The organism is Stenotrophomonas sp. YJH_SMC_57 (assembly GCF_059369755.1).
Window position 1 is genome coordinate 120,677 of record NZ_JCAFSZ010000005.1, and the last position, 13,890, is coordinate 134,566.

Here is a 13,890-nt window from a genome sequence, read left to right on the forward strand (position 1 = left end):
GCCGACTGTCAGGCGGTAAGGTCAAGCTCCAAGGAAGGATTTTGAAATGGAGGGAATGGCTGGCGCGAGGCGTGCTTATGCCGCCTTGCGTGTCATTGAGCAAGCTTGTGGCATGGCGATGGACGTGGCGCCAGGATTTGACGGAGCCGAGAGTGTCCACGCAGCAGCAGGCTTTATTGCGCGCGCGTTCCCCTGCACATGGATAAGCGCTTGGCGCAACAGATCGCGTTCGATCGATGAAATTTGGAGCGCCGCAATCCAATGTGCCTCGCAGGGCGCATCGTTCGATGGATTCCTGTCGACCTTCTGTGGATCGGCCGTGGGCAGAGGTATGCGCCACGCGGATGCAAGAAGAGCGCCGCTCATCTTCGTGGCAGCAGTACTTTATTGGCGGCTCAACCAAAGCGGCCGACAGAACCTGGACCCCTCCAGTCAACTGTACATCCTAGGAGTGATCGCCGACGCGTCTGGCGTCGAAGCTCAGGACGCCTTCCTGAAGCACGACTGTGTCGATCAGGCTCTCGGAGAGCGCTTGGGGGATCGTTACCAGTGCCTAGATATGGAGTCGAAGGTGCGCTGTCACGCTGCTGTCGATGCCGTGGCCGAGCGCTCAAGGGTTAGCCGCATTTCTATTGTTTTCGATGAAGAAATGCGGCCCCGCTCCAGCTCGGAACTTGAGGGGCTGGTAAGGGCAGGGGTTGTACGTGGGCGAGCCTGTGGTGATCGAAACCAACAGGCCAGAGAAGGTTGGGTGTGTGTCGGAGCCTTCGCGCTTTCCTTTCTGACAGTCCTTGTCATTGCAGCTTCGCTCCCTGTGGCGAAAGATTCGGTGCTGTGGGTCATCCTTGCGTTCCCTTTGATTCTGGAGACTTGCTATTGGCTGGCTGAACAACTTCAGGCTTGGCGCATCGGGCCCTACTCAGCTGTCCGGTACGACTACTCACTTTCCGGTGTGGAGGATCCCGTGTGGGTTGCAGTTCCGGTGCTTCTGCATGGCGAGGAGCAGTTGATCCAGCTTGAGCGAACCCTGTTGTGGAACGTCAGAAGTGTAAATGACGACGGAGTCCGCTTCGTCTTGCTAACTGACTTGGCCGATTCGCTGGAGCAGCCGTCTGGAGAGGAAGACGCGGCAACGGTCGAGCGGATTGCCGCTATGGTTGAGCGGGTGAACGAGGCTGCAGGAGCGCGGTACCGGCGCCCCGTCTACTTCGCCCACCGTCGCCGCATGTTCGTTTCGAGCGAGGGGGCCTGGATGGGGGAGGGGCGAAAGCTAGGCAAGATTCACCTCCTGCATCGGGCGATCATCGATGGGGAAGAACCTTTCAGTTCTACTTCTCAGAGTTTCTATGAGGATGTTACTCGCTGCCGATATCTCTTTGTTTGCGATGAAGACACGCAGATAGGTCGGGACTGCATTCAAAGGCTTGCGGGGGTCCTCGCCCATCCTTGGAATGAAATTTCCCAGGAAACGCCTGAAATAGGCGGGGCGCACGGAATGGCGGTGCCTTCTGGTCATATAGCTGATGCATCCGTGACGCCGTGGCGGTTTCCTCAGGTCTGTGTCGGGGATGCTGCCAATCCGCATAAGCCAGCGCCTCGTTGGAGGGATCCCAAGAACGATACGACCGGGCAGTGCCTCTACACGGGAAAAGGGCTCTACGATCCCCGCACCTATCGTCTGCTGTGCGATGAGCAAGTGGCCAGTGAGGCTTTGAGTCACGACACGATTGAATCCTTTATGCTCCGTCCGACCTATGTCGACGATGCAGCAATTTTCGAGTCATTCCCGCGGTCGCCCGCTTCTTTGGCGCGCAGAGATGAAAGATGGGCCCGAGGCGACATGCTCAATCTGCTGCGCTTTCCCCGCCTGGCAAAATCAGATCGGGTGCATCGCAAGCTTCTTGCATCGATAACGGTCTGCCAGCAGACGCTCGGTTGGCTTGGTGGTTTTCTTGGGTTCCCGCTGATACTCGTGAGCTTGTGGCGACCGGACCCGACAAGTCAGCTGAGTCTGCTCGCCATACTTCTTTTTCCCGGCGCAGTCCGCTTGGTTTGGCGCGCGGTGGCTAACTCTCCCAATGTCGGCATCAGTCATACGCTTCGGTTGTTGGTAATGGGTGGCATGTTTCTGTTACTCGCAACGGCAATCCGCGTATGCAGAGCCCCGCGAACATTCTTGGTAACCGGCGCAGCTTGGGGGCGCGCGATCATGGCTTGGGTGACAAATAGAGGGGGACTTCTATGGTCACCAGCTAGCAAGGTTTCCAACGGAAGTAAGCTCGGCTTTTCGTGGGCCGAGGTCGCTACTTTCGCGGTCTCCATTGCAAGCATGTTTCTGTTGCCAGCCTCGTCGCTCACCTGGGTCGCTCTTGTAGTCCTTTGTGGATGGCTGGTGCTGCCAGCCGAACGTCTCCTGCTGATCAAGAAAGATGATTTTCACAAACGCTCCGTCTGACCACTACTTTTCCTACTCGCAACGAATTGGGGAGATATTCGATGTGGCTTCCCGATCTCGTTGGCACGCGCGGGCCTCTCTTCTCTCTTTGCGTCTATGGATTTATCCCGCAGTAGAGCTCTCGCAAGTCAGCGTGTTCTACGATAGCCACGGGCGCGCGGTTGGCTACTTTACTTGGGCCTATCTATCCGATCAGGCAAGAGAACGGCTGTTGACGGATCCGCAATGCTTGTTTGACCGGCATGACTGGTCCAGCGGAGAGCACTTTTGGATCATGGATTTTGCTGCCGTCGACGGTAGTCTGCGCGCTATCGCCGGATACATTCGGAAGTTGGTTCTTCCGAATGTCGGAGCGCTAAACTATTTGGTCCGCCGTTCTGACGGCAGCATCCGTCGGTTCCGCACTGTCCATCTGAGCGCGAAAGCGACGGAATTTGGAAAGTCATGCGATTCTTGAGAGCAGAAGCGGCGCGGGATGATCGCGCAACATTGGCTTGGATCAATCCAGACGCGGCCGAGATACTCGCGGAGGCCGGCCTGACGATGCGATCAGACTCTTCTGTTGATTCGTTCGTTATGAGTCGCTTTGCACGGCGGCTTTGTCCGTCTGGCGAGGATGAGGTTCTGGTCGATCTCTACGGCAGTTCCGGGACGACACGTTTCGGGGGGAGTGGTAGAGCAGGTGTCGTGAACGGGATGCAAGTAAAAGGCATCGGTCCTACCGAACTTGTCGCCGAAAGCGCTGACTGGCATCACTCCCATGGCGGGATGTTCTTGGAAGAGGCGCTGCGGGAGGCCATCTTCTCTGAGTTGGCTCATCGTGAGTTTCCGCTGGGGGCCGTGCGTACCGTCGCTGTGATCGAAACCGGCGATGGCATTGTCGACCGCCACGGTGTACGTCACAGGGGGGCACTGTTGGTCCGGCCCTTTGTCGCGCGGGCATGCCACTTGGAGCGCGCTTTGGGCTTCCGGCAAGGCAGCCAGCGCTATCAGAGCACGGCTCATCTAAGGGACATTGGCCGCGTCTTAGATTGGATGAAGGAACTTGAATTCGGATCGCAGGATTGCGTTGACTCCTTCGCCAGGAAGGCGGGTGTGCAAATCGCGCATGCGCACGTTGCACGGTGGTTTCATGGTGGGTGGTACTCATCGGTGATGGGTATGGATGGGCGCCTTGTGGACTTTGGGTCATCCCGCAAGCTCTCCAACTGGAAGCGCCGGTCCTATGAAACCTATGGGCCATGCTTTGGGGATGAACTCGATTTCGCTCAAACAACCATCGGTTCGCTTGGTGCTCACATTCGGCATTACGCGGGCCGATACGTCGAGGTGAAAGCGTCGGTTCAGGCGCTTATGCATAGCTACAGGGCTCAGGCTCTAGGTGAGCTGGAGCGGGCGCTGGCAGACGGATCAGTTGAATCCGAAGCCTCCCATTCTGCCGTGGAGTTCTTCTACAGGTCCTTCCAGTGTTCGCATTCGGAAGATTTCATGGACAGGTGGCGGTGCTTGGTTGAGCGCCTTAGGAGCATGCACGGGGTAGTCACCCCTGCCGGATTCAATCAGGGCCGGTCGGGTTTAGGCAATGCGCGCTATCGTCGCGAGCTGGTTCAAGAGGCGCTTTTCAAGATGCTAGACCAGTCCAGCCAACAAGGGGATGCGTCCCTTGTACAGCTGGAAGTGGATGGTTGGATAGGGTATGGGGAGAGGGGCAATGCTGTTTAGAGATAATTTTCTCGCTGCACGACGCCTGGTCGGTCTGGGTAGCGTTATCGTGCAGCCACAACGAGCCGCGTTGCTGGCCTCGTTCGTTATGCTCTCGCTGATTGTCGTAGCCGTTTGCGCTGCCGCGAGTGTGAAGTACACCCGATATGACAGATTTACCGGATACGCTTCGGAATCCGTTCAGCGTGCCGTGGTGTCGTCCCCCTTTTCGCAGGGGGCGAGGGTGGACGAGGTCTATGTCAGTTTGGGGGACGTGGTCGTGCCTGGGCAGCCGATTGCGCTTCTTTCTGGTTCGGGTAGGGCGCTTGGTGAGCGGCCCGAGTCGTTCAATGCGTTTGTTTATCTGCTCCAAGACCCCGCAGACAAGCAGGGGGAGACCTTTGTCCTGTCCAGCACACTTCGTGGTGCTGTGGATCGTCTGGAGGTGCGGCCCGGCGCGGTGGCCTCGTTTGCGCAACCGATCGCGGTGATCAGGGGCAGTTCAGAGGGAATAAGGCTTCAGGCCCTGGTTCCCTCACATTCCGTCACCGAAGTGGCTGTTGGCAGCGAAGTCTATCTGAAGTTCGATGCTGTCCAAGCGAGTGACATGGAAGCGATCAAAACACGTGTGCGCAGCATTTCCAGAGCGCCCTTGGGCCCGGCCGAACTTGCCGCAACCTTTGGAGCGGCGACCTCTCCAGAGCCCATGTTTCTGGTGGACCTTGATTCGGGCGTGCTGTCTGAACATCCCGTGCGAAAGCTCATTCGGCCTGGAGTCGGCTTCCGAATGACAGTGCCAGCCGAGCGAAAATCCTTGCTGCGATGGCTGACTGGCTACAAGGACGAAAAGGCATGAGTCAAAAGTATGTTTTTGGTTGGTCGAAGAGCATTAGAACGGTTCTCCAGGCAGAGGCTTCCGAATGCGGCCCGGCCTGCCTGGCGATGCTCCTGGAGTTCTATGGACATGCAACGAGCTTGAGAGAGCTTCGCGAGACAATGCGTAGTTCGTCTCGCGGAACAGCGCTGAAATCTCTGCTCGAAGCGGCTGATCAGTTCGGACTCCAAGCTCGTGCGATCAGGATGGAATGCGATGAAGCAAAATCGCTTCGACTGCCGGCTATCATTCATCTGGATGCTGACCACTTCGTGGTTCTGGAGCGCGTATCGCGTTCAGGCTGGGTGATTCATGACCCTGCCAGGGGGAAACGAAGAGTGGGACGCCGGGAGATTGATGAGCGATTCACTGGGATTGCCATCGAGATTCTTGCATCCGACCGCGTCGTACCGAAGGCAAGGGCTAACGAGGGAACGCTTGCGCTGGTGCGGAGATTAGGGCGCCTCAAGGGGTTCAAGACAAGCTTCATCGCGGTCTTGACGTTCTCGGCCGTTCTGGAAATAACCGCCCTGTTCGGGCCTTTGTTTTTGCAAATGGTAGTTGACACCGTTTTGGTTAGTGAAGATGTCAATCTTCTGCTGATCGTATGTGGATGCTACCTGTTCCTTTCTGTTTTTCAGACAGTTTCAACTGCGTTTCGCAGCTGGGCGATCTCGGTCCTTGGCTCTTCGTTGAGCGTTGGCTGGATCACCAACACTTTCCGTCGGTTGATAAAACAGTCGGATCGTTACTTCGAGGGGCGCAGCACGGGTGACCTCAGTTCTCGCTTCGGTGGTTTGAGCTATCTTCAGTCCGCTGTGTCCACCGAGGCCATTGCTGCATCATTGGATGGCGCGTTGGCAATATTTACTCTCCTGGTGTTGTTCATTTATAGCAAACAGATGGCACTGGTGGTGTGTGCCGGTTGCGCTATCTACCTCGGGATCAAGCTGCTGTCTTTCAGGGTGTTAGCAGACGCGAACGTGGATGCGATTACTCAAGAGGCGCGAAAGGAGACAATGTTCATTGAGTCCATCGCTGCCCAAGGAACACTGCGGCTGAACAACCGCCAGTCCATGCAGGCCGCACGGTTTGTGGATCGGGTGTCGAACTATCAGCGCAGCGCTCTAAGATTGGCTTCGGTGCAGCTCGTCTTCTCATCGGCCAGCACACTTACAACCTCCGGTATACGGATAGCCACGATCTTCCTCGGCGCCAAGCTCATCATGAACGGAGGACTCACCGCAGGCATGCTGATCGCATTTCTCGCTTACTGCGATCAGTTTACGGGTCGATCTGCACGGCTGATCGATTACGCCGTCAACTGGCGAATTCTCAAGGTTCACGCTGATCGCGTTAGGGAAATTGTGGACTCTCCGCAGGAGACGAACGTTCTGCGCACCCGTCTTCCCGTCCCTGCTGATACGACAATCTGTTTGGAGCATGTAGGATTCGCTTACAGTCCGACCGACGATCCCATACTTAAGTACGTGGATTTTGCAGTGCGCCCTGGTGACTGTGTGGCCCTAACCGGGCAGTCGGGTTCGGGTAAGAGTACGGTCGTCAAATTGCTTGCTGGAACGGTGAGCCCGACTCAGGGCAGCCTTCTATTAGGGGGGCTGAAGTACGAGCAACTGGGAAAGGCCCGAGTTCGGGAGATCGTGTCGTTTGTTGTTCAGGATGACGAGCTTCTGCAAGGCAGTGTTGAGGAGAATGTATCCTTCTTTGACCCCTCTCTGGACACAGAGTTGGTTCGTGATTGTTGCGAGATCGCATGTGTGCATGAAGACATCATAAAGATGCCTATGCAGTATCAGACCCAGCTTGGAACTGGCAGGGTGTCCATCTCCGGCGGGCAGCGTCAGCGAATCATGATAGCAAGGGCGCTCTACCGCAGGCCCAAGGTGCTGGTGTTGGATGAGTCGACAAGCCATCTGGATATTCAAACGGAGGCGCGACTGCTTACCAACTTGCGCGCTCTTGGCCTGACCATCATCCTTGTCGCGCATCGCTTGGAAACGATCAATTTCGCCGATCGCATCCTCTATCTGAAGGATGGCGTGCTAACGGGACGCAGCGCTCCGGTAAAAGTTGATGAAGAGATCTCCTTGCCTGAGCCTATAGAGGGCTAGCGCAGCGAGTCGGAGTTAGACATTGAGAGCGACGGGTAGGTGTCTCTCCCTCTTTCTGCCCAAAGTTGCTACTGCCTCCTTAAGATGCGCCTTCGCCGCGCTTCAGGATGAGCTTCGGCGATGCGCACGACCGTGGATGCTATGCTGCCAGACGTTAGGGCCCGGCAAGGCTTACTTCCCTACCGTCAACTTTACTTTGCGAGCGCCCGGGCATCTGGGAATGAAGGCGATCTGCGCCAACAGGCGGAAGCGTAAGAGACCCGCGATTTGCGGCATATCTTGACGAGAGTTCGGGGTCAAAGGGATTCAATGCTGCCCTTCAGATACACTTCGGTCTCTCCATCGACGACGCCAAGCTTATGGTCACCGAGCTGGCCTGCTACGCGTACCTGCTTGGAGGCATTTCTCGTCGGCGACGACCCAATCGTTGCCCTGGTTCGCCCTGGCAACCAGGGCTGGAGCGCTGGCATGACCACCCTGGGCGCGGTGTTGGCCGCCGTGCTGGATGCAGCGGTCTTGGCTGCTGTCCTGGGCTTGGCTGGCATCTCCTGGGTCAACGCCCGGCACGCCAGCGGGGAGCTTCGTGAGCGTTACCGTTGGCGGGCCCAAATCCTGGCCGGTTTGGCATCGACCTGGGTGCTCACCTTGGCGGGGCTGTCCACGGGAGCCGACCACCTTACGTGCAAATCGCCGTTCGCGTGCCACGGGAGCTGAATGACCGGTTTGAACAAACGGCAACGCGGAAGGGGCGGCACGTCATCGAGTTGGTGCGGCGGTTACTGCGAGGAGGTCTGGGCCAGCCACGGGCGACCTCTGCTGCAGCCGGTAGGAAAAGTGGGCAACATTCTCGGGCGACGTCGGGCCAAGCCCATTCGGTGGAACTGGTCATACAGCGCTGACAGCGTCTGAAGCACCTCCAAGCGCTGCCGCAGCGGGGAGTTGGCCCACCGCTGAGTCACCCTGTCGAGGAACTCTGCTCTCAGCACGCCTGCTAGTGGGGTGTGTCCTGTCTTGACGGTGATAGGTGGGACCGATCACTGCCTTAGCTAGAGCGCATTGGCCATCCATGGCAACCGGCCTCAGCCCTTCCCATGCGCCCGCGTGCGTGCCGACAAGGGTCCTGGCCGTTGATTCGCCTTCGATCTTCGACCTGCACTTTGGACTACTTGATCAAGAACTCGCTGGGCTCTCTCCCCTTCTGGACCAGCGCAGCAAGCCACCTTGGTTGGCGGCCACGTCCGGACCACGTTTCGCTGAGGTTGGCCAGATTGCGGTACTTAGGGGCGACCTTGCTGCCGGCGGACTTCCTGGGCCCGCGGCCGGTGCGCTTCTTGGAGGTCTCGGAAGAGGCCGTTGAGACCGTTCCGTAAAGCTCCTGAATCGTGTAACCGTGGTCTTTGACGTATTGGTTGATCTTGGCTCGCATGGCGGCAGCCTTGGGCCGGGTCAGCACCTTGGTTTGCTGCTTCTCTGCCTGAGCGATCAGGGCTTTAAGTTCTTTGGCCGAGAGGCCGCTGACATCGATGGTCATCTGTGTGGTCCAAGCGTCGAGGGCTTTAGCGTAATTCCAAATGGAATTCGATGCGAACGCTCCCCTGACGAGCCCAAGCCCCTCTTCATGAGTTGGTTGGACCTGGGCAACAGGTGCTGGTATCACGGATGGAACTTGCTCGGATCCCGCAACTGTTCCGCAAACTGCCCACGCTCGTAGCGCGGCGGTTCCACGTTGGGCTGATACAACTCCAGGGCGCTGATCTGCTTGCTCCGGGTCACCTGCGGTTTCTTGTGGAGGTAGTACTTGCGCAACACTTGGACCCGATCCCGTGGATCGGTGCTGTGGCCGGTGACCAGTGCAATCTCCTTCTCTGGAACGTCGTTGACATCCAATTCGGTCGCCAGGGTGTAGCGGAAGGCATGGAAGCCGATCCCTTTGGCGAACCCAAGGCTCTTCAAGTAGCGGCCGAAATCCACCACGAATTGCTGGCTGTAGCGGGCGTTGGTCTCTCCGGTCTTCCGGTTCACGCCGGCAGAGAGGAGGGGGAACAGCCGCGGGTGGCCAGTGGCCTTCATGTCTTCGACGAACTCGAGGAAACCGGCGTCCAATAGGGGTTTGGCGATGGGAACGATGCGCATGCACCCGGATCCCTTCATGCTTTGCCGGCTACGCCGTTGGCGCTTCGGATCCGCGGCGAGGTCTTCATCGATGGTCTTTTGGAAGGCGATGCACCAGATGCCGCGCTCCTGGAGGATGTCGGTCAGCTTCAGCTGGCACACTTCGTTGACGCGAGCGCCCGTGTAGAGGCCAATCATCGGTGCCCACCAGTGCTGCGGCTCTCTCGCCCAAGGGATGAAGGCTGCCGGGTCGAAGATGGCCTGCAGGTCGCCGTCCTCGAACAGGCGGATGGCCTCGTCGGGATCGATGGCGTGATCTTCTTTTGGTTTGCGGAAGGCCTTCATGGGCGAGGACGCGATGGCTTGCCCGTTGACCAGGTGGTTGAAGAAGGCGACCAAGAAGCGCCGATGGCGCTCTTCGGTGGCCGGAGCCAAGGGCGGCACGTCTTGCTCTTTGCCCAAGATGATCGCGTCTTCGAAGCTTAGGCGTTTCAGCAAGGGATCCGACAACAGGTTTTTCGGAGCCCAGCGCAGCAGCTGCCACAACGCTTGGATGTGTTTGTCATCTACGCGGCAGGCCGAAATGTTGCCGCAGGTCAGCAGGAGAAGCTTCAGGGTGCGCTCGGTGGCGAGGACGGTCTTGGGATCCAGCTGCCGGCGGCGCATGTCCGCGAGGTGATCATCGATCTCTTTGGCCAAGGGGCGAGCCGGTGTACCCATGGGCAGTTGCTGGGGATAGAGGGTTCCGTTCTTCAGCGCGCTCTTGCGGCCGATTTCGTCCAGCGCTGTCAGGATGCATTCCTGAAGATTGATTGCAGCTTCGCGACCTTGAACCGTAGCTCGTTCAATCCGGAAGCGACCAATGTGGATGCCCTCCAGATGAAGGGTGCCAAAGGGTGCGGCAATGTAATCGGTGAGGGCTGCGGAGGGTAGAGCGGTCATTGGTTCACTTCCATCTGGGGGATGGAAGTACGGATAAAACAGGCCGGAAATTCGTCAACCGGGTTGATACAAAAATTTTCGCCCCACTCAACACCCCTAGGTGTTGGTCTGGCTGCGAGGGTGCCCTCACCAACTCGCTAAATCAGTTATCTCCGTGAAGTCCTTTAAAACAAGGGGTTTCGAGCGATTTTCAAGCAATCAATAGCAGTCAATTGCGATCGCTTTGCACTTCCCGGTCGAATTGCCACAGCGCGACGTGTGGATCCGTGCAGCATGGGGCGAGGTTCCCGCCTCCTACTTTCAGGGCGATGAGGATCTCAACAACAGCAGCTTTCTTGGCCTGAAGGTCAACAAGTGGAAGATCGGAAGCGATGAGTGGGCGGGAATGATCGAGCCCTTCATCAATATAGAGATTCTTCGAGCCCACGCACTCGCGGAATACCTGGGCGAAACCATACATCGCCCACCCGTGGATGCCGCCCAGGAGATTATTCTTGTTCTGGAGTTGGACGACGGTGGCAATGAACTGGACGAAGGGTTGTTCAAACGTCTGGTGTCGATCCTGGCAGAGGGCAACAGGTTGTATTGCTGGAAGGATGGCTTCCGGTTGGCAGGCAGGGAGTTTGCGCAGGCTGTCCCGACATTGAAGGACGTTCAGCTGCGACTTCAGCAGAAAGGCTGGGACGTTTCGAAAGTCGTGATGGTTGTGGGTGAGTGAGCGTTATATGGGTATTTCACCTGGATATGGCGCTGACCGGCTCGGCCCGATTTCACGCCTGCCTGCACAGTTTCAATCTTTTGGATCGATATAATAGTATTGGCCCATAAAGTTTCCCTTGCCTGCGCCGCAACCGATCGTACGGCCATGATCAAGGGAATTGAGATGCTCGCCTTACGCAACCTCCGAGTGGGATCCCGGCTGGGTGCCGGGTTCGGTTTGCTGCTGCTGTTCATCGTGGCCATCGTTGGCCTGGTGCTGTACGGAAACCAGCTCAAGTCCGCCCAGTTCGAGAAAGTGGTGGACGTCAACATGGTGAAGATGCGGCTGCTGAACGACATGCTGGATACCAACAATGCCGTGCTGATGCATCGGCGCCTGATGGTGATCAAGCGCGGCGAGGATTTCGACAAGGATTATCAGAAGGCGCAGGAACTGTCGCAGACCTACGACGGCATCTGGGCCAAGTACATCAAGATTCCGCGTGACGCCACCGGCGATGCCCTGGTTGCGAAAATCGACGCGGCACGCAAGGCGACCGACGCCTCCACCCAGCATCTGCACGAGCGCATGAAGGCTGGGGATTTTGACGGCGCTGCCAAAGAGCTGCTGGCCGAGCACGGCCTGGCCACGGCCTGGAACGAATCCATCTCGGCCCTGCTGCGGCATCAGGAGACGCTGACCGCGCGCAGCCGCGAGGAATACCGGTCAACCGAATCCTGGACCGGTACGTTGTCGATCGTGTTCGGCGTGCTGAGCCTGGCACTGGGTTCGCTGGCGGCGTGGGCGATCACCCGCAGCCTGACGCGCCCGCTGGAGGGGGCGGTGAAGCTGGCTGACGGCATCGCCAGTGGCCGCCTGGACAACGTCATCGATGCGTCAGGCAACGATGAGGTGACCCAGCTGCTCCGGTCGATGCAACGCATGCAGATGCAGGTACAGGCGGTGATGGCGGCGCAGGGCGAGCTGGCCCGCCAGCATGATGCCGGCAGCCTCAGCTATCGCATGGATGAGAGCGCGTTCCCCGGTGATTTCGGTCGCATGGTGCACGAAACCAATGCGCTGGTTGGCTCGCACGTGCAGGTGCAGAATCGGTTGATCGAGGTGATGAAGCACTATGCCCGCGGTGACCTGTCGGTGGACATGGACCCGTTGCCGGGCGAGAAGGCGGCGATCACCCAGGCCATGGATGAAACCAAGAGCAGCCTGTCGGCGATCAACAGCGAGATCCGCCGGCTGGCGACCGCAGCTGCGGCGGGCGACTTCAGCCTGCGTGGCGATGAGGATCGCTTCGCCTACGATTTCCGCGACATGGTGGCCGGGCTCAATCGCCTGATGCAGACCACCGACGAGAACCTGGTGCAGGTGTCGACCCTGCTGCAGGCCATCTCGCGCGGAGACCTGACCGTGCGCATGCACGGCGATTTCCACGGGGTGTTCGCGCGCATGCGCGATGACTGCAATGCCACCGTCGATCAGCTCAAGCAGATCGTGGGCCGCATCCAGGCCAGCGCATCCAGCATCAACCTGGCCGCGGGCGAGATTGCCTCGGGCAACACCGACCTGTCACGGCGCACCGAGCAGCAGGCGGCGAACCTGGAAGAGACGGCCGCGTCGATGGAGGAACTGACCTCCACCGTGAAGCAGAATGCCGAACACGCACGGCAGGCCAACCAGCTTGCCATCGGTGCGCATGGTGTCGCTTCGCAGGGCGGGGAGGTGGTCGGCCAGGTGGTGACCACGATGTCCGCCATCGAAGCCTCCTCGAAGAAGATTGCCGAGATCATTTCGGTGATCGACGGCATCGCGTTCCAGACCAACATCCTGGCACTGAATGCTGCGGTGGAAGCGGCGCGTGCCGGTGAGCAGGGCCGGGGCTTTGCGGTGGTGGCCAGCGAGGTGCGCACGCTGGCACAGCGCTCGGCCGGTGCCGCCAAGGAGATCAAGGGCCTGATCGAGGACTCGGTCGGCAAGGTGGCCGATGGGTCGGCACTGGTGCGCCAGGCGGGCACCACGATGGGCGAGATCGTGGCTTCGGTGCAGCGGGTGACCGACATCATGGCCGATATCTCCGCCGCCTCGCAGGAGCAGAGTTCGGGCATCGAGCAGGTCAACCAGGCCGTGGTGCAGATGGACGAGACCACCCAGCAGAATGCGGCATTGGTGGAAGAAGCCAGCGCAGCGGCACGCTCGATGGAAGAGCAGGCCAACCTGTTGGCCGAGGCGGTATCGGTGTTCCGCACCGGTGCCGCCACCGCTGCGGCGGCGGTACGCCCCGCGTTGGCGGCCGTCGCTGCGACGGTGGCTCCGGTGCGTCGGCCGGCGGTGCTTTCGCCCCGTATCGAACCGACGCTGGCGGCGAACGCGGGTGGCTGGGAAGAGTTCTAGAGAAGTGGCAAGCCGGCAGGGAGACGGCGCCCATCGCGATGGCTGGTCGCGATGGGCGCGGATTTTCTTCCTGAACGAAGAATGGCCGATGTCATCGCGCATACGCCCATTTCACTTCGGGTTGCCAACCGTGAGAGGACACTGGTGCCATACCGGACCTCAGGAGATGGCCATGAAGACCTCGACTCGACTGCTTGTGCTGGGCACGCTGCTGGCGGCCAGCTCGGTTGCAGGCGCGCAGACTTACGGGCCGCGTGATGAAGGGCGCAAGTTCAACGATGGCAGCCGCGTGGTCTGCAAGAACGTGGAAGTGCAGCGCAATTCGCGTGACCCCAACCGTATTGCCGGTACGGCCACCGGCGCGGTGATTGGTGGCCTGCTCGGCAACCAGGTGGGTGGCGGCAACGGCAAGAAGCTGGCCACCGTTGCCGGTGCCGTCGCCGGTGGCGCCGCGGGCCGACAGATCCAGGGCAACCAGCAGCAGAAGAATGGCGACCGTGTTGTCGAGCGCCGCTGCGAGCGCGTCTACCGCTGATCGATGTAGTCCCCTTCCGCACTCGTTGTACTT

11 protein-coding genes are annotated in these 13,890 nt (G+C 59.1%); 9 read left to right on the top strand and 2 right to left on the bottom strand.

The features are described from left to right. Window positions 1-46: 46 nt before the first annotated feature. From AC5P7U_RS08005 to AC5P7U_RS08030, 6 genes are all read left to right on the top strand, one after another. Window positions 47-2,455 (top strand): hypothetical protein, encoded by a 2,409-nt coding sequence (locus AC5P7U_RS08005; RefSeq protein ID WP_197563285.1) that lies wholly within the window; start codon window positions 47-49, stop codon window positions 2,453-2,455. Next, window positions 2,430-2,912: a toxin-activating lysine-acyltransferase gene (locus AC5P7U_RS08010; RefSeq protein ID WP_197563283.1), complete on the top strand. Its 483-nt coding sequence runs from the start codon at window positions 2,430-2,432 to the stop codon at window positions 2,910-2,912. Before AC5P7U_RS08005 ends, AC5P7U_RS08010 begins: the two co-directional genes overlap by 26 nt. After that, complete coding sequence (locus AC5P7U_RS08015) at window positions 2,900-4,177, top strand: hypothetical protein (protein WP_197563281.1); 1,278 nt, start codon at window positions 2,900-2,902, stop codon at window positions 4,175-4,177. The genes AC5P7U_RS08010 and AC5P7U_RS08015 overlap by 13 nt, the downstream gene beginning before the upstream one ends. After that, window positions 4,167-5,012: an HlyD family secretion protein gene (locus AC5P7U_RS08020; RefSeq protein ID WP_197563279.1), complete on the top strand. Its 846-nt coding sequence runs from the start codon at window positions 4,167-4,169 to the stop codon at window positions 5,010-5,012. The genes AC5P7U_RS08015 and AC5P7U_RS08020 overlap by 11 nt, the downstream gene beginning before the upstream one ends. Further along, complete coding sequence (locus AC5P7U_RS08025) at window positions 5,009-7,162, top strand: peptidase domain-containing ABC transporter (protein ID WP_197563277.1); 2,154 nt, start codon at window positions 5,009-5,011, stop codon at window positions 7,160-7,162. Before AC5P7U_RS08020 ends, AC5P7U_RS08025 begins: the two co-directional genes overlap by 4 nt. A gap of 468 nt (window positions 7,163-7,630) precedes the next feature. After that, a complete protein-coding gene (locus AC5P7U_RS08030; RefSeq protein WP_197563275.1) occupies window positions 7,631-7,876 on the top strand; it encodes a hypothetical protein in 246 nt (81 codons plus the stop codon). A 448-nt stretch (window positions 7,877-8,324) separates the two neighbouring features. On the opposite strand, the gene AC5P7U_RS08035 is transcribed toward AC5P7U_RS08030, so the two are convergent. Next, window positions 8,325-8,693: an H-NS histone family protein gene (locus AC5P7U_RS08035; RefSeq protein ID WP_197563273.1), complete on the bottom strand. Its 369-nt coding sequence runs from the start codon at window positions 8,691-8,693 to the stop codon at window positions 8,325-8,327. Window positions 8,694-8,815: 122 nt separating this feature from the next. Continuing rightward, entirely contained in the window at window positions 8,816-10,216 is a 1,401-nt protein-coding gene (locus AC5P7U_RS08040) for a site-specific integrase (protein WP_197563271.1), read from the bottom strand. Between the two features lie 223 nt (window positions 10,217-10,439). On the opposite strand from AC5P7U_RS08040, the gene AC5P7U_RS08045 reads away from it, so the two are divergent. From AC5P7U_RS08045 to AC5P7U_RS08055, 3 genes are all read left to right on the top strand, one after another. Continuing rightward, window positions 10,440-10,934 (top strand): hypothetical protein, encoded by a 495-nt coding sequence (locus AC5P7U_RS08045; RefSeq protein ID WP_006425600.1) that lies wholly within the window; start codon window positions 10,440-10,442, stop codon window positions 10,932-10,934. 165 nt (window positions 10,935-11,099) lie between these two features. Further along, window positions 11,100-13,322: a methyl-accepting chemotaxis protein gene (locus AC5P7U_RS08050; protein ID WP_197563269.1), complete on the top strand. Its 2,223-nt coding sequence runs from the start codon at window positions 11,100-11,102 to the stop codon at window positions 13,320-13,322. 166 nt (window positions 13,323-13,488) lie between these two features. Further along, window positions 13,489-13,857: a glycine zipper 2TM domain-containing protein gene (locus AC5P7U_RS08055; protein ID WP_008268471.1), complete on the top strand. Its 369-nt coding sequence runs from the start codon at window positions 13,489-13,491 to the stop codon at window positions 13,855-13,857. The last annotated feature ends 33 nt before the right edge of the window (window positions 13,858-13,890 follow it).